The following is a 16,393-nucleotide window of genomic DNA, read 5'->3' as shown; positions in this document are numbered from 1 at the left end:
TCACAGTCCGCGGCACCGGGCACCGGAGCTACGGCCGGTAGTCCTTTCGTCCCTCATAAAGTGAACGTGCGCTCGAGTCAGCGCCTCGACCGCCGTTTGCTGCGCCACCCGTCTGCGTGAGAACGGATGCGACCCACTTCATCGCCCGACCCATCGAGCGCAGAATCCGTCGGAGGAGAGCCCGTGGGACAGACAGACCATCATGACCAGAATCGACCCGTACTCATCCGTGTCAGCGCGTGCACTGCATCAATGCGAACGCGGAAAACCGCGGTATTCAATATGCCGCGGGCGGCGGGCTGGCCAGTTGGGGTCACGAAGTCACCACTCCAGTTCCATCTGCGCCCGCAGTCGCGTGCTCACTGGCGCATGGGCTATGTAGCGCCGATGCCCTGGGGAGGTCTCCTTTGTCCCCAGATAGGGGCACACATCGCCCGCGGTCAGCCGACCGACATGGCTGCACCGGTCAAGGTCGCCGTGACGCTCGACACGGTGACGAGCCCGACGGTCGCACTCGTGAGCGACGGCAGGTCGGCATTCAGCGGTGGCGGCGTCGACGGATCGAAGGCGACGGGGGTGCCGTCGGCGAGGCTTCCGGAGAGTGACGTGCAGTACATCGTCACGGACCCGCCCAGGATGACCTGCGTCGCGGTCGTGCCGGGTATCCGGACCGCGGGATCGGTCGAGTCGAGCGAGAAGGCATCAAGCCCGACACGGTCTGCGGTGATCTTGAGCACGGTTCTCGTCGAGCCGTCGGCGAGGGTGACCGCCACGGTACCGATGTAACGCGCGCCCTCGAGGGTGACCGAGGAACTGCGGAGCCGGCCCCCCGTGGGGGCGGCTACCGGCGCATCCTGGTCGACGGCGGCCGGAGGAAGTGCGGCCGGCGGGGTGACGGATGGTGCCGGTGCCGCCGCCAGGGGCACCGTGGTCGGGGCGGGCGGGGGCGCGGCCGTCGGGCTGGGAGTCGGTGTCGGTACAGGCGTCGGGTCCGGAGTCGGAGTCGGAGCCGGTGTCGAGACCTGCGGCTCAGGCGCTGTCGGTGCCGGGGTCGTGACTCCGGGGTCCGCGAACGACGGGCCGGTGGCCAGGCCTGCGGAAGACGCACCGAGAAGCACCGCGAGCGCGACGATTGCGAGGGCGTGGCCTTGCCGTCTCCGGGTCGGGGAAGCCGACACCCTGTCGAGGAAGGACCCGGCACGCATCCCCGTCTGGCCGGTCGGCACCGGCGTGGGAGGCTCGGCACCCGACTCCGAGGGGGAGCGGAAGGCAGGGAATTCCAGATCTATCAGTGCGAGACCGACCGGGTCGTGCGGGGCGGCGTCATCCGCGGGTTCGGGGGAGTCTGCGGCCGGAGCGCGCCGCGGCATCCAGGACACGGCCATGACCCCGCCGATGAGACCGAGGAGGGTTCCGATGAAGAATCCGCCGAGGTTGACGCCGACGAGAGCGTAGATCGAGAACGTGAGGGACATGACTCCGTAGAACATGCGGTGGGCCGGCATCGCGAGGATGAGCACGCCGAGGGTGATCAGGGCGACCGGCAGGATCATCGCCTGCATCCCCTCGATGCCCACCTGGATGCGGATGTTGCCGAGGTCCAGTTGCCCGGAGAACAGCATCTCGATTCCCGCGACGGCTATCAGCAGACCGCCGATGGCCGGCCGCGTCCGGTACCACCGGCCGAACCGGGAACCAGCGCCTGGTTCATCCGGGCCTGCTGCTGCCATCGTCGTCGCGCGTCGAAAAATGTTCACCCGATTGGTTCCTTTGCTGTGGTGGTGGAGCGCCGCAGGTGCCGGCCCGCCACGGGCGGGCCGGCACCCCGGCGAACGGAGCGACTTCTCAGGGGCGTCGCGCTAGAAGCACTTCGTTCCGTTGGTGATCTGCATGTGCAGGCCGTTCAGGGCGAACGTGCCTGCCTGGGTGCTCCAGGCCGTCTGCTTGAGACCGTTGATCGTGATGTGGTCGGCATCCTGGGCGAAATCGCCTGCGGTGCCCTTGGCGGCGGTGTTGACCTTGGAAGCGTCGACACCGATGCGGATGTTGGTGAATGTCGCGTCACCCTGGAGGTCCGTCATCCCGAGCTGCAGGGCACTGGCCTGGGCCGGATTGCCCCCGCCGCCCGCGTTGATGAGCAGACCGAGCGTGCCCAGCGGCGTCACGGTGACGACCGACTGGCACAGGTCCGTCAGCGAGGCCGAGTCGATGTTCGCGATCGCGACCGGATGCATGGTCTTGCCGTCGGCCTGCACGGCAACGCCCGCATACTGTGAGAAGCCGGTCCCGTCGAGCTTGCTGGCGCCGATCTGGAACTGGCTGCCCGACACCGCGAAGGCGACGGGCACGGCGCCCTGCGCGACGCCCGTCATCAGTACCCCCATCACGAGTGTGACGGGGATGACAGCGAGCGTGATGCGACCTGGCCTGGACTGCGTGAGTTTCTTGAACTTCATGGATCCTCCTTGACACATGAGTGTGCGGGCGACTTCGGTATCGCCCGGAGTGCAGAATATGCAGGGTATTGTCGGACTGTCAATAAGGTGCGGGCTGATTGCCGCGAAAGGGGGGTGCGCGAGCTCTGACCGACGAAGCAGAACAGTGGTCGCCCGTTCTGCGAGGAACAGTCGACACCTGTCGAGCACGCGTTCGCCTGTGGCAGGTGAGCGCGCCGAAGCGAACCCCCTCGTTCGGGTCACGCGCGGGCGCCCGTCCCGTCGCCCGTGATTGTGCCCTTAGTGTTGCAACTTCAGTTCCGAGTTGTCCCGGTCGTCACGTTCGTGAAGGCCCCAGCGCGGTTGACGTGGTCGTCCGCTGAGCGGCTGCGTCTGTGCCGTGATGAGGAAAGAAGACCCATGCCTGATCAGAACGACGCGGCCGGCGCCACCGGCACCAGGACCACGCGAACCGGGGCGACGAGCCCCGTCGGTTCGGCCACCGCCCCGCACCTGGACCCACCGCTCGCCCGGTCGCTGAGCCGCCGCCACATCCAAATGCTCGCCATCGGCGGAACCATCGGAACCGGCCTGTTCATGGGTGCCGGCAAGACCATCTCCCTCGCCGGGCCGGCCGTCATCTTCGTCTACACGATCATCGGCTTCATGCTCTTCTTCGTGATGCGGGCGATGGGCGAGATCCTGCTCTCCAACCTCGACTACAAGTCCTTCAGCGACTTCGCCGGCGACCTGCTCGGCCCGTGGGCGAGCTTCTTCACCGGCTGGTCATACTGGGCGTTCTGGGTCGTCACCGGGGTCGCAGACATCGTGGCGATCTCCGGCTATGTCGACGTCCTGGCGCCGGGCACGCCGCTCTGGATCCCAGCGCTGCTCACGCCCGTCGTGCTGATCCTGCTCAACCTGCCGAGCGTGAAGGCATTCGGCGAGGCCGAGTTCTGGTTCGCCCTGGTCAAGGTGCTCGCCATCCTCGCCCTCATCGTCACCGGCATCGTCATGATCGCCACCCACTTCACCTCGCCCTCCGGCGCCGTCGCGGGCCTCGAGAACATCTGGAACGACGGCGGGATGTTCCCCCACGGCGTCGCCGGCTTCGTACTCGGCTTCCAGATCGCCATTTTCGCTTTCGCCGGAATCGAACTCGTGGGCACCGCGGCCGCCGAGACGAAAGACCCGGAGACGAACCTTCCCCGCGCCATCAACACCATCCCGGTGCGGCTGCTCCTCTTCTATGTGGGCGCGCTGGTCATCATCATGGCCGTCAACCCGTGGCGCACGATCGACCCGGGCAGCAGCCCCTTCATCGGCATGTTCACCCTGGCGGGCCTGGGCATCGCGGCCATCGTCATCAACCTGGTCGTGCTCACCTCCGCCGCGTCCAGCGCCAACTCCGGCATCTACTCGACCTCGCGGATGGTCTACGGCCTCGCCCAGGACGGCAATGCGCCGCGCTCCTTCGGCAGGTTGAGCAGCCGCCGGGTTCCCCAGAACGCCCTGCTGTTCTCCTGCATCTTCCTGCTCGCCGGAGTCGTGCTGCTATACACGGGGGATTCGTTCATGGGTGCCTTCACCCTCGTCACCTCGGTGGCGTCGGTGCTGACCATGTTCGTCTGGTCGATCATCATGGTCAGTTACCTGGCGTTCCTCCGGCGCCGTCCCCACCTGCATGCCGCGTCGAAGTACAGGATGCCCGGTGCCCGGCTCATGCCGTGGGTGGTGCTGGCGTTCTTCGCGTTCATGCTCTGGGCCCTCGGTCAGGCCGACGACACCCGCCTCGCACTCGTCGTCGCCCCGATCTGGTTCCTGGCCCTCGGCCTCGCCTGGTTCGTCAACCGCAAGGCACCCCTGCAGCAGGCCCGGGTCGAGGAGTGGAAGGCCGAGGCCCGCGCGGAGAAGGCTGCGCTCGTTCGCTGACCGCCGCCGCTGACCCGGCCGGCCGGCCCTGCTTCGTCAGATCCGGGGACGCCGCGACCAGCGGTCGGCCTTCATCGCCAGGTGCAGTTCCAGCCGCACCTGCCCGCCCAACGGGTCGGCGCCGATCAGGGAGCGGATCCTCGCCAACCGGTTGTAGATGCTGCTGCGGTGCAGGTGCAGGCCGGCGGCGACATCCTGCACCGACCCGTCGGTGTCGTAGAGCAACTCCAGCATGGGCAGGAGCTCCCGGTTGGCGTCGAAGTCCTGGAGCTCGGTGAAGTAGACCGACTCCACCGGGGCCAGGTTGCGGCTGGCCGCAGCGAGGAACTGATACACGCCGATCCGGCGGTAGTCGACCACGGCGCCGAGCCGGCTGTCGACGGCGGCGGCCTGCACGGCCTTGCGGGATTGGGCGTAGGCCTCCGGCAGGCGCCGCAGGTCGTGGAAGGCCTCGCTGACCCCCATCAGGTCGGGGCGGGCCGGCGGGCCGCCGCGGCGGGCGATCTCGGCCCCGTACCGGGCGAGGACCTCGGCGTGCACCAGCTTGCCGGGGGAGTCGCGCAGCAGCGCGACCGCGTGCGTGTCGGTGCCGGCGCTGAAACGGGCCGCGTCGATGCCGACGGTGGCCTGCAGGGCGGCGATGCGCTGCAGCAGGGCGCCGCCCTCCCGCTCGGCGGCGGGTCTGTCGATCAGGGTCGCGACATGCCAGGGCCCGGTGGCGTGGATCTGCGGCCAGTCCGCGATCTCGTCGACGGCCACGGGATCGGCGGCGCAGGCGGCCAGGAACAGCGCCTCGCGCTGCCTCCGGTGTTCGGATTCCGCCGTGTTCGTGTCGAGCAGCAGTTCGGCGAGCCGGTCGAGCTGGGTGCGCACGGCCGGCAGCTCGCCGAGGATCGCCTCCGGCGACTCGTCCTGCGATCCCTGCAGGGCCCACAGGTAGCCCACCCGGAAACCGCGCACCAGCAAGGGCACGCACACCCTCCCGAGCATCCCCAGCTCCGCGTTGGCGGGCACGACGACCGGTCGCACCGCCGCAGCGATGCCGTGCCGCAGCTGCCAGGCACTCACGTCGGCCGGCACCTTCTTGCTCAGCAGGAAGTTGACCCGCACGCTGTCGGCGAGCGGCTGGTCACGGCTGTAGGCGACAAGCCCGCCGTCGAGGTCCTCGAGCGACAGGGCGCGGTCCAGACCGGCGGCAAGCGTCTCGACGAGCTCTTCGATTTCCGCCGTCTTCATGGGCTCAATGCTAAGCGCCAGCCGGGGCCCGTTTCGGACAACCGGCGACGATTGACGAGCCGAGACTCGACAGTTGTCGAGTGACAAACCCCTGCGGCGTTCCGTCGGCCTCGGCAACGCGTGCCGCGACGGCCCGGCGGGCCGGACCCGGCTGAGGGCAAAACCCCTGAACCGCCGGGGAACGGCCGCCGGGGAGGGCCGGCCGACGGCATCCGGATGCCCCGCTCGCCCTCCGTCGCGGCCGGCGGATGCCCCGCGCCCCGGCTCCGCTCCCCGGGCCGGCCGCGAACGCGGCCCTAGTCTTGACCCCGCCACCGGCATCGTCGCACGAGGCACGCCGGCGGACCCTTTCACGAGAACCAACCAGCAACGGAGTCGGCCATGATCATCGGTGTACCCAAGGAAATCAAGAACAACGAGTACCGCGTCGCCATCACCGCCTCCGGCGTGCACGAGTTCCTGGCCAACGGCCACACGGTGCTCGTCGAAACCGGTGCCGGAGTCGGCTCGCAGATCAGCGACGAGGAGTACCGCGTCGCCGGCGCCGAGCTGGTCGACTCCGCCGACGCCCTCTGGGCCCGCTCCGACATGGTCATGAAGGTCAAGGAACCCGTCGCCGCGGAATACCACCGCTTCCGGGAGGGCCTCGTTCTCTTCACCTACCTCCACCTGGCCGCTGAGCCCGAGCTGACCACGGCGCTGGTCGACGCGGGAGTCACCGCGATCGCCTACGAGACCGTGCAGACCCCCGGCCGCGGGCTGCCCCTGCTCGCGCCGATGAGCGAGGTCGCCGGCCGGCTCTCCGTGCAGGTGGGCGCCCAGTCGCTGATGGCCCCCGCCGGCGGGAAGGGTGTGCTGCTCGGCGGCGTGCCCGGGGTGCGCCCCGCCAAGGTCGTCGTGCTCGGAGCCGGCGTCGCCGGAACGAACGCCGCCGCGATGGCCCTGGGGCTCGGCGCCGACGTGACCATCCTCGACATCAACATCGACAGGCTCCGCCAGCTCGACGGCCAGTACCAGGGTCGGCTGAAGACGGTCGCCTCGAACTCCTACGAGGTCGAGCGGGCCGTGATCGACGCCGACCTGGTGATCGGATCGGTCCTGATCCCGGGCGCCAAGGCCCCGAAGCTGGTCACCAATGCGCTGGTCGCGCGGATGAAGCCCGGCTCGGTGCTGGTCGACATCGCCGTCGACCAGGGCGGCTGCTTCGCCGACACCCGCCCGACCACGCACGAGAACCCCACCTACACGGTGCACGAGTCGATCTTCTACTGCGTGGCCAACATGCCCGGCGCGGTGCCGAACACGTCCACCTACGCGCTGACCAACGTCACCCTCCGCTACGGCGTGGCCCTGGCCAACCTCGGCGTCAAGGTCGCCTGCGAGCGGGATTCGGCGCTCGCCCTGGGCCTGAACGTCGCCGCCGGGAGGGTCACCAACCGTTCGGTGTCCGAGGCGCACGGCCTGGAACTGGCCGACTGGCGCGAGCTCGTCACGGCCTGACCCGCGCGCCCTCCGGAGCAGGGTTCTCCGCGGCGGCGATCCGGCGCATGAGCGCGATCGAGTGCCGGAGAAGCTCGCCCGGACTGCCCGTGAAGCCGCCGGTGAACCACTTCTGCATCGAGAAACGCATCACGCTACCGGCCAGGGTGACCGCCATCCGGGCCTCGTCCTCGAGGCCCGGGGTGGACTCCTCGCTGCGGTCCTGGGCGTGGAAGCGCTCCAGCACCAGCAGGGTGAGGCTCTCCTCGAGCTCGGTGATGCGCGTGTTCTCCCGGCCCAGCAGCTCGGGGGTGCGTTCGATCAGCATCCGCCGTGACCGGAGGATGCCGGGGTCCGGCTCCTGGTCGACGAGAGCGGCCGTGATCAGCCCGACGAGATCACCGAGGACATCGGCGCCGACGCCCTGCACGAAACGGGCGAGCTCGGCATCCGCCGGCATCGGGGGAGGGGTGCCCAGGAAGGCACCCTCCTTCGTGCCGAAGTAGTTGAAGAACGTGCGCTGCGAGACCATGCCCGCGTCGCAGATCATGTCGACCGTGACGTTCTCGTAGCCGTGCTCGAGTGCCAGCGCCAGGGCCGCCTGCTCCAGTCCGGCCTGGGTGGCTGCGCGCTTGCGGGCGCGCAGCCCGTCGTCGACGGCCGGCTTGCTCGTCATGGGGCCCGCTACTCGTACCGCAGGGCGTCGATCGGGTTCTGCCTGGCGGCGGCGCGCGCTGGGAGCGTGCCGGCCAGGAACGCGATCAGCATGACGACGCCGATGATGATGGCGATGGAGCTCGGGGCGAATTGCACGACCTGCAGGCCGGGAAGGGCGGAGAACACGCCGTCGGCGAGGATGTTGCTGACCAGCGAGCCGACACCGACCGCGGCCAGGGCGCCGAGGGCGCTGCCGAGGAAGCCGATGAAGACGGCTTCGGTGCTGAACAGGGTGTAGACGCGACCGCCGTTCATGCCCATGGCCTTCATCAGGCCGATCTCACGGGTGCGCTCCTGCACGCTCATCAGCAGGGTGTTGATGATGCCGAAACCGGCCGCGATGAGCGCGATCACGGCGAACGCGTTGAGCACGCCGATGATGACGTTGATCACGGTCTGGAAGGAGCCGATCTGGTCGGCGACGGTCTGCGACGCGTAGCCCTGTTTCGTGAGGTCGTCCTTGATGGCGGTGATCTCGGCCGGGGTGCTCGTGACATCGAAATGCGCGGTGGCCGTCGCATAACTGTCGGTGGCGCCCGCCGGAGCCCCGGTCACCTCGACGGCGTGCAGGGTGTCGGTCAGGGTCTGGTTGAGGCCGGCGCCGACGCCGAGGATCGTCTCGTTCTGCACCCCCACGACCGTGGCCTTGACCGTCTGCTGAGCGCCCGTGTAGTCGGTGATCCCGATCGAGACCGTGCGGCCGACGGCCGCCTTGGCGCTCGGGAAGCCGAGGTTCTTCAGGTACGTCGTCGGAAGGAGGATCTGATCGGCCGTGCTCGCATTACTGAGCTGGCTTCCGGCGGCCAGGTCGGCCTTGGTGAGCGTGGCCGTGGCGTTGACGATGATCTCGAACTTGCCCTTGCCGTCGTACTCGATGTAGTCGGGGGTCACCCGAACCGAGGGGTCGACGCCCAGGATGCCCGAGGTCTTCTCAATCTTGGTGAGGTCCCTGGCGGTGAGCGCCTGGATGGTCGTTCCCGGTCTTGATCCGTTGCCGAGGCTCACGGTGGTCGCCTTGCTCGGGTCGTAGGCCGCCGGGCCGTCGGTGGTGGACGAGGTGGAGTCGGCCGCCTTGGAGACCGTCAGCACGTCCGCCGCGCCGATCGCGGAGACCTGGGTGTCGATGTAGCTGGTGACGCCGGTTCCGATGCCGCTGGTGATGGTGAGGGTGAACGCGCCGATGAAGATCGCGATCACGGTCAGGCCGGTGCGGAGTTTGCTGCGGAAGCTGTTCGCGATCGCGGTCTTGACGATGTCGATGAACTTCATGCGTGTGCTCCTGCGTGTGCTCCGGCGTGCCTCTTGCGCGGGGCTCCGGATTCGGTGGTGTCCTCGAGGCCGTCGCGGATGAAGATCTGGCGATCGCAACGCGCGGCGAGTTCGATGTCGTGAGTGACGATGATGAGCGTGATGCCCTTGTCCTTGTTGAGGGCGAAGAGGATGTCCTCGACCACGGTCCCCGTCGCCGTGTCGAGGTTTCCCGTCGGTTCGTCCGCGAAGATCACCTTCGGGTTGTTGACGAGGGCACGGGCGATGACGGCCCGCTGCTTCTGCCCGCCGGAGAGGTTGATCGCCTTGTTCTTCGCCTTGTCGGCGAGTTCGAGCTGTTCGAGCGCGGCCATGCCGCGGGCTTTGCGCTCCCGGGGCGGCACCCCGGCGATCTTCAGCGGCAGCACGACGTTGTCGAGCACCGTCGCGTTGGCGGTGAGGAAGAACTGCTGGAAGACGAAACCGAAGTCCTGGTTGCGCAGCCGGTTCACCTCCTTGCCCTTGAGCTTTCGGGCGTCGGTGCCCTCGACCAGGAGGCTGCCGCTGTCCGGGTCGTCGAGCAGCGCGAGCAGGTGCATCAGGGTGGACTTGCCCGATCCGCTCTTGCCGACGATGGCGACGGATTCACCGGCCTGGATGTCCAGGGACACCCCCTTGAGCGCGTCGAAACGGTTCGCGCCGCTCCCATAGGACTTGCCTATGTTCTGGGCCGAAAGCACGGGAACGCTCATGATGCGGGGATCCTTCGTCGAGAGGGTTGTGCAGAGACAATAAAATTACAGTAGCTGCACGCAGGACGAACCGTCTGGGAGCGGGCTGTGCACGCCCCGGCAGTTCGCTCCGTGCCCGGACGACGGATGCTCAGAGGTCGAGGGACTCGTCCGGCTCGAGGGGGAAGAACTCGCCACCGTTCTGCTCGGTGGCGGAGCGGATCCGGGTGTTCGAGAGTTCCTTGCCGGCGCGGGAGAGCAGCATCTCGTGGGTGGGGAAGCTGCGCCTGGGCTTGAGCGCGAGCACGTAGTCGATGACTTCGCTGATCTTGAGCCAGGGCGCGTTCGCCGGGACGGCCAGGGTGCGCACGTCGACCCCGGACGGGATGGTGAACGCGTCGCCGGCATAGTAGAGCTCGTCGTTGACCAGCACCCCGACGTTGTCGATCACCGGGATCGACTCGTGGATGACCGCGTGCTTCTGGCCGAAGAAGCGCAACCGGAAGGGACCGACCTCGACCTCGTCGCCGGCCGCGACGACCGTGACCGGGTAGCCTGCAGCTGCCGCTGCGACCCCGGCGGGACCGAAGATCCTGACGTCGGGGTTGAACTCCAGGATGCGGTCGAGCTGCTCGGGCGTCCAGTGGTCAGGGTGCTCGTGGGTGATCACGACGGCATCCGTGTTGGCCGTGTCGGTCAGGGCCGTGGTGAACGAACCGGGGTCGATGTACAGCTTCCGGCCGGCCACGTCGACGATCAGGGCGGCGTGCTCCAGTTTGGTCAGCTTCATGCTCCCGAGCTAATACCCATTCGAGACGCCGTGCAAGCCAGGACACGGCGGGTCCAGCGGGGCCGGGAGCCGGGTGTGACGGTGTCGTCCCCCTACGCTGGCACCATGCCCGCTCCTGCCCTGCGCATCATCGTCGCCGTCAACGCCTACGCCTCCTTCGGCCGCCGTGCAGACGTCGGCCCCCGGGTTGAAGCAGCCCTGGTCGCGGCCGGCCACACCGTCACCGCACGCAGTGAAGTCAATTTCGACCTGCTCCGCACCGAGGTGACAGCCGAACTCGTGCCCGGGGTGGACGTCCTCGTCGTGGTCGGCGGCGACGGGATGGTGAGCCTGGCCACGAACCTGGTCGCCGGGACGCCGATCGGCCTGGCGATCGTGCCGACCGGCACGGGCAACGACCTCGCTCGTGGGCTGGGCATCCCGCTCGACGACACGGAGGCCGCCATCCGTCACCTCCTCGACGCGATCGCCCACCCGCCGCGGGCGATCGACGCGATCCGGGTGCAGGCCGAAGGTCGCACCAGCTGGTGCGCCGGCGTCGTCTCGGCCGGCTTCGACGCCGTGGTCAACGACCGGGCCAACCGGATGCGGCGCCCGCGCGGCAAGAGCCGGTACACGCTCGCGATGCTGCTCGTGCTGGCGACCTTCCGTCCGCTGTCCTACCGGCTGAGTGTTGACGGCGCGGAACGCACCGTCCGGGCCATGCTGATCTCGGTGGCGAACAACAGCTCGATCGGCGGTGGCATGCGAATCGCCCCCGGCGCACTGCTCGACGACGGACTGCTCGACCTGTTCATCGTCACGCCGCTGTCGCGGCTGGGCCTGCTTCGGGTGTTCCCGAAAGTATTCTCCGGAACGCATACCGGGTTGCCCCAGGTCGAACTCAACCGCTGCCGAAGCGTATGGATCGATGCGGACAACGTGGTCGCCTACGGGGACGGCGAGCGGATCGGTCGTCTCCCCGTGCAACTCGACGTCGTGCCCGGCGCCCTGCTCGTGCACGCCTGAGCCGCTCGGTTTGGCCTCGGCCCGTTCCATGTGGCATACTCTGAAAGTTGCAAAAACGGCCCCATCGTTTAGCGGCCTAGGACATCGCCCTCTCACGGCGGTAACGCGGGTTCGAATCCCGCTGGGGTCACAACTGCCCGGTTCCCTTGAAAACAAAGGGAACCGGGCTTCTCTCGTTAAGCTCCTCAAAACCGAACCGAGACATAGCCGAATTCAGTGAACTTACCCAAGGCCCAGTCGAAGAATTGACGGTTCTGGTCGACGAGCCGGCCGGCAGTCTTGACGAGGAAGCCAGGGACGACATCATCATGTCCTTCTCGAAGGGCTCTGGCGGGCACGGGATTCACCCTGACCGTGGTTGCCAACGCCATTCGCGCGCCCAATGGCGCCTGCACATCAAGGTAGGGAGGCTCACCGTGCTCGCCTGAGCTCCTCTGCGGCTCTGGCTTCGCCATCCACGCTCGGGTTTGACATTGATTAGAGTAAAGACTCTAATTAGCGTATGACCCCTGAGATGAAGGCTGAAACGGCCCTGCACGGCAACGGAGGGCGCACGGATGCGCACAAGAAGAAGGGGCGGGCGTCGACCAGGCGTTCGTTTCTCAAGGTTGCGGGAATCGGTGCGGGGTCCCTCCTGTTCGTCGGTGCCGCTGGATTGACGTGGCGCGCGGTCGACGGCGGCGTGCTGGCGAGCGGCACTGGCGAGGCCTTCGCGGCGTGGGGGGAGGCGGGCCCCGAGACGCACGACGCCCTCGGCCTAGTGCGGGCCGCCGTCCTCGCGGCGAACGCGCACAACGCCCAGCCCTGGCAGTTCCGGGTGTCGGACAACCGGATCGACGTCTTCGCGGACACGACCAGGAACCTAGGCGCCATGGACCCACTGTTCCGCGAACTGGATGTTTCACTCGGGTGCGCCATCGAGAACATCGTCGTCGCGGCCCCCGCGAACGGCAAGGTGGCCACCGTTGCGCTGCTGCCGGACCCCGCGGATCCCACGCACGTCGCACGGATCGACCTTCAGCAAGTGGGGGCATCCGTCTCGCCTCTGTTCGCCGCCATCACGTCCAGACATACCGACCGCAACGGTTACGACGCGTCACGGCGCGTCGGAGCGGCGGAGCTGGCCAGGCTCAGTGGCCTCGTCGACACCACGGACACCGAACTTGTCTGGTTCTCGACCCCGGCGGAGAAGGACGCGTTCGGCGCCCTGACCATCCGCGCAACGGAGGCGATTATCGCGGACCCGGAACAGGTGGCGGATGACGCCGCCTGGTACCGCACCGACTGGCACGAGATCCAGGCGCATAAGGATGGCATCACGATTGACCCGTCCGGGCAGTCCGAGTTCATCAGAGCCATTTCGAAGATCATGCCCGTCTCAACTGCCCAGAACAACGCGGGCTGGCTTGCCGGCACCCGCGACAGCCAGGTTCCGACCGCCTCGGCCTTCGGCGCCATCGTCGTGCGCGACCCTCTCGACACCGGGCAACGCCTCGACGCCGGTCGGCTGTGGCAGCGCCTGCATCTGGCCATGACGGTCGACGGGGTCAGCGCCCAGCCGCTCTGCCAAATTCCGGAACGGATCGACAGGGAGCGCTCTGCGGGCCTGGCGCCGGACTTCGGCCCCGCTTTCGCGGCTCTGTTGCCCGCCGGTCGCCACGCGATCATGACCTTCCGGATCGGGTACCCGACCACGACGGCGCTGCCGAGTCCGCGTCGTCCCGCGCTGGAGGTCGTGCTCTCGTGAACCGCATCCCCACAACAGCGACGGCGAGGGAGACCGTGGCCGGCATCCTCCAGACGGCGCTCACCCTCTTCAACGAACGCGGCCCGGCCGCCGTCACCACGAACGCGATCGCGGCGGCGGCCGGCATCAGCGCAGGCAACCTGTATTACTGGTTCAGCGGGAAAGAGGAGATCGTGCGCGAGCTGCACGCGCAGCTGGTCGCGGCCTATGAGGCTCTCTGGGGGGTGCTCGAGGGCGGCGGCCCGGGGCGGCCCAGCCCGGAGCAGGTGCTCGACCGCCTCGGCAGGGGTGCCACGCTGACGCGGCAGTACGCGTTCCTGGCCCGCGACCTCTTCGGTCTCCTGCACGCAGATCCCGTGCTCGCGGAGCAATACCGGCTCGTGCGCGCGCGTCGGCTCGTCACGTTCACCGACCTCGCGCGTGGCTGGCGTGATCATGGCGACATCCGCCCCCTCAGCGATCCTGAGCTCGACGACCTCGTGAGGGCGCTCTGGATTCTCGCCGAATCCTGGTTCGCCTTTGACGAGCTCGACGCCGATGCCCCCACCGGAATTCCTGCCCGCAACCGCGACCCGGACTCCGAGGGCGGAACGCGCTACCTGCGCGCCGTCCTCACCCCGTATCTCAGTGTTCCTCCTGTACCCTCCGGGCGCAGCGCATGACTACCGGAGACGATGAACGAGCGCCTGCGCATCGTGAGTTGGAGAGCAGATCAGAGTGTCATCGGCAGCAACTCGACCGTCAATCCGGGGACGAGCGCCAGTTCGCTCCTCTGGTTCGCCGGGGGAGTTATTTGTGCTCCGCGGGCAGGGATGCGTCCCCGGCCGGGGTGAGCGTGCCGGTAGACTTCACCGAGTGAAAGGGAGTATCCCTCTGGGCTGAGAATTCTTCGCCCTATGCCGTGATCGTCAACACGGGCCTCAGCATCGCGGCCCCGGGCACGGTGGTACCGACAGGTGCGGGAGAGACTTTCGGGTTTCGTGCTGCTCTCAGCATCCCGTCAGTGAAAGGCTTTCCCCCCGCATGGATCTTGCTCTCCCGCTCTGGTTTGAAATCGGCGCCCTCGTCATCCTCACGCTGATCCTGGTCGCCGACCTGCTGATCGTCTACAAGCGGCCGCACGTGCCGTCGATGCGGGAGGCGACCCTCTGGGTGGTGTTCTACGTGGCGCTCGCGCTCGTCTTCGCCCTGCTCATGCTCGTGCTGGCCGACGCCGAGCATGCGGGCCAGTTCCTGGCCGGCTGGCTGACCGAGTACAGCCTGAGCATTGACAACCTGTTCGTCTTCGTGATCATCATGGCCAGGTTCCAGGTGCCCAGGAAGTACCAGCAGGAGGTGCTGATGGTGGGCATCATCATCGCGCTCGTGCTGCGCGGCATTTTCATCCTGCTCGGCGCGCAGCTGATCGAGAACTTCAGCTGGATCTTCTACATCTTCGGCGCCTTCCTGCTCTACACCGCCGTGCACCAGGCGGTGGCGAAGGACCCGGAGGAGGACGAGGCCGAAAACGGCCTGATTCGCCTGCTGCGCAAGCGGATGCGGATCTCCCCGGATTTCAACGGCTCCAAGCTGCGCACCGTGGTCGACGGGCGCAAGATCTTCACCCCGATGCTGATCGTGCTCCTCGCGATCGGCACGACGGACCTGGTCTTCGCGCTCGACTCGATCCCGGCGATCTTCGGCATCACGACCAGCCCGTTCATCGTGTTCACCGCGAACGTGTTCGCGCTGATGGGGCTGCGCCAGCTCTACTTCCTGCTCGGCGGGCTGCTCGAGCGGCTGGAATACCTCAAGTACGGGATCGCGTTCATCCTCTTCTTCATCGGGGTCAAGCTCGTCCTGCATGCCCTGCACACCAATGAGGTCGCGTTCATCAACGGCGGCGACGGGGTTGCCTGGGCGCCGGAGATCGACACCTGGACGTCGCTCGGCGTGATCGTCGTGTCGATGGCCGTCGCCACCGTGGCCAGCGTGATCAAGGCCTCCAGTGACGCCAGGAAGCGGGGCCACACCCTCGCCGAGGAGCTCCCGCAGCTCGTCGAGGAGTAGCCGGCCCCGCGGCGACGAGGCCGCTGCCCGGCGAACCCCGCGGAATTGGTACGGTGGAAGCTCGTCGCCGTCGGTGGCGCGTCCGCGGCTCATCGACGCGAAGAACCGAACACTGGAGTGCCGTGTCCCAACCTGGCGAGATCGACATGAAGCTGCCCTCCACCCGGGTGCGGTTCTCGTTCAGCGCCCACAGCGACGTTGGACGCGAACGCAAGATCAACGAGGACAGCTTCATGGCGCAGGCTCCGGTCTTCCTCGTCGCCGACGGGATGGGCGGCCACGCACACGGCGACGTCGCCAGCCAGACCGTCGCCCGGGTGTTCGACGAGCACATCGAACGTGGGGCGCCCTCGACGCCGGAACGCATCCTCGACGCCATCCACTCGTCGAACGATGCCGTGCGCGACCTCAGCGCCGTCGACGACTTCGGCACCGCGGTGTCCGGCACGACCCTGGCCGGGGTGGCGTTCGTGGATGCCGGCGACGACGTCGGGTTCCACTGGATGGCCTTCAACATCGGCGATTCGCGGGTCTACACCTGGGACGGCCGCACGCTGGCCCAGCTCAGCGTCGACCACTCGGCCGTGCAGGAGATGGTGGACGCCGGGCTGATCACCGCCGAGTCCGCGGAACAGCATCCGGAGCGCAACGTGATCACGAGAGCCATCGGAGCGGACGAATTCGTCGACGCCGACGTGTGGCTGTTGCCCGCGTCCGGCCGCCACTCGTTCCTGGTCTGCTCCGACGGCCTCACCAAGGAACTGGGCAACGCCGAGATCGCCAGGCTGCTGGCGGCCCACGACGAGACGTCCGACGCCGGGAGGTCCATCGCCGAGGTGCTCGTCGACGCCGCACTGGCCCACGGGGGCCACGATAACGTTACGGTCGTATATGTCGAATCGGTGCTGGGCGACCCGGAAACGGGGGCGCAGCACCCGGACGACGAGAACACGCAGGATCGGATGCCCGGGGCAGGGGAACATCACGAGGACACGAGGCCGCGAAGCCAGGGGTGAGGATC

General features: G+C 67.9%; 15 protein-coding genes and 1 tRNA gene. 8 read left to right on the top strand and 8 right to left on the bottom strand.

Annotated elements, in window-relative coordinates; all coding sequences use genetic code 11:
• Window positions 1-440 precede the first annotated feature (440 nt).
• Complete coding sequence (locus E3O32_RS00525; protein WP_134505944.1) at window positions 441-1,757, bottom strand: DUF6114 domain-containing protein; 1,317 nt, start codon at window positions 1,755-1,757, stop codon at window positions 441-443.
• Window positions 1,758-1,859: 102 nt separating this feature from the next.
• Window positions 1,860-2,456, bottom strand: a complete 597-nt coding sequence (locus tag E3O32_RS00520; RefSeq protein WP_134505942.1) for a DUF6230 family protein — start codon at window positions 2,454-2,456, stop codon at window positions 1,860-1,862.
• Between the two features lie 399 nt (window positions 2,457-2,855).
• On the opposite strand from E3O32_RS00520, the gene E3O32_RS00515 reads away from it, so the two are divergent.
• Window positions 2,856-4,367, top strand: coding sequence for an amino acid permease (locus E3O32_RS00515; RefSeq protein WP_134505940.1), 1,512 nt, complete (start codon window positions 2,856-2,858; stop codon window positions 4,365-4,367).
• A gap of 36 nt (window positions 4,368-4,403) precedes the next feature.
• On the opposite strand, the gene E3O32_RS00510 is transcribed toward E3O32_RS00515, so the two are convergent.
• Entirely contained in the window at window positions 4,404-5,603 is a 1,200-nt protein-coding gene (locus tag E3O32_RS00510; RefSeq protein ID WP_134505938.1) for a PucR family transcriptional regulator, read from the bottom strand.
• Window positions 5,604-5,984: 381 nt separating this feature from the next.
• Between E3O32_RS00510 and ald the strand changes: the two genes are divergently transcribed.
• Window positions 5,985-7,103 (top strand): alanine dehydrogenase, encoded by a 1,119-nt coding sequence (gene ald / locus E3O32_RS00505; protein ID WP_134505936.1) that lies wholly within the window; start codon window positions 5,985-5,987, stop codon window positions 7,101-7,103.
• Here the strand turns inward: ald and E3O32_RS00500 are convergent.
• From E3O32_RS00500 to E3O32_RS00485, 4 genes are all read right to left on the bottom strand, one after another.
• On the bottom strand, window positions 7,093-7,758 hold the full coding sequence (locus tag E3O32_RS00500; RefSeq protein ID WP_134505934.1) for a TetR/AcrR family transcriptional regulator: 666 nt from the start codon (window positions 7,756-7,758) through the stop codon (window positions 7,093-7,095). The two genes, ald and E3O32_RS00500, sit on opposite strands and share 11 nt — an antisense overlap.
• 8 nt (window positions 7,759-7,766) lie before the next feature.
• Window positions 7,767-9,068: an ABC transporter permease gene (locus E3O32_RS00495; RefSeq protein WP_134505932.1), complete on the bottom strand. Its 1,302-nt coding sequence runs from the start codon at window positions 9,066-9,068 to the stop codon at window positions 7,767-7,769.
• Entirely contained in the window at window positions 9,065-9,799 is a 735-nt protein-coding gene (locus E3O32_RS00490) for an ABC transporter ATP-binding protein (protein WP_134505930.1), read from the bottom strand. Before E3O32_RS00490 ends, E3O32_RS00495 begins: the two co-directional genes overlap by 4 nt.
• A gap of 130 nt (window positions 9,800-9,929) precedes the next feature.
• The gene (locus E3O32_RS00485; protein WP_134505928.1) at window positions 9,930-10,568 is read right to left on the bottom strand and encodes an MBL fold metallo-hydrolase; all 639 of its coding nucleotides are present in this window, start codon (window positions 10,566-10,568) and stop codon (window positions 9,930-9,932) included.
• Between the two features lie 105 nt (window positions 10,569-10,673).
• Between E3O32_RS00485 and E3O32_RS00480 the strand changes: the two genes are divergently transcribed.
• Window positions 10,674-11,576: a diacylglycerol kinase family protein gene (locus tag E3O32_RS00480; protein ID WP_134505926.1), complete on the top strand. Its 903-nt coding sequence runs from the start codon at window positions 10,674-10,676 to the stop codon at window positions 11,574-11,576.
• A 57-nt stretch (window positions 11,577-11,633) separates the two neighbouring features.
• Window positions 11,634-11,706, top strand: a tRNA-Glu gene (locus E3O32_RS00475).
• 55 nt (window positions 11,707-11,761) lie between these two features.
• On the opposite strand, the gene E3O32_RS00470 is transcribed toward E3O32_RS00475, so the two are convergent.
• Complete coding sequence (locus E3O32_RS00470) at window positions 11,762-11,947, bottom strand: hypothetical protein (protein ID WP_134505924.1); 186 nt, start codon at window positions 11,945-11,947, stop codon at window positions 11,762-11,764.
• Window positions 11,948-12,078: 131 nt separating this feature from the next.
• On the opposite strand from E3O32_RS00470, the gene E3O32_RS00465 reads away from it, so the two are divergent.
• The 4 genes from E3O32_RS00465 (at window position 12,079) to E3O32_RS00450 (ending at window position 16,388) form a co-directional block, all read left to right on the top strand.
• Window positions 12,079-13,323 carry a nitroreductase family protein gene (locus E3O32_RS00465; RefSeq protein ID WP_134505922.1) on the top strand — a complete coding sequence of 415 codons (1,245 nt, stop codon included), beginning with the start codon at window positions 12,079-12,081 and terminating at the stop codon, window positions 13,321-13,323.
• Window positions 13,320-13,985, top strand: coding sequence for a TetR/AcrR family transcriptional regulator (locus E3O32_RS00460; protein WP_134505920.1), 666 nt, complete (start codon window positions 13,320-13,322; stop codon window positions 13,983-13,985). Before E3O32_RS00465 ends, E3O32_RS00460 begins: the two co-directional genes overlap by 4 nt.
• Window positions 13,986-14,346: 361 nt before the next feature.
• A complete protein-coding gene (locus E3O32_RS00455) occupies window positions 14,347-15,372 on the top strand; it encodes a TerC family protein (RefSeq protein WP_134505918.1) in 1,026 nt (341 codons plus the stop codon).
• A gap of 122 nt (window positions 15,373-15,494) precedes the next feature.
• On the top strand, window positions 15,495-16,388 hold the full coding sequence (locus E3O32_RS00450) for a PP2C family protein-serine/threonine phosphatase (protein WP_241974422.1): 894 nt from the start codon (window positions 15,495-15,497) through the stop codon (window positions 16,386-16,388).
• Window positions 16,389-16,393: the final 5 nt, after the last annotated feature.

The organism is Cryobacterium mannosilyticum (assembly GCF_004402705.1).
In the GTDB taxonomy this organism is placed as follows: domain Bacteria; phylum Actinomycetota; class Actinomycetes; order Actinomycetales; family Microbacteriaceae; genus Cryobacterium; species Cryobacterium mannosilyticum.
The sequence above is the reverse complement of the archived record's forward strand: the minus strand, read 5'-3'. Positions and strand labels throughout refer to the sequence as shown.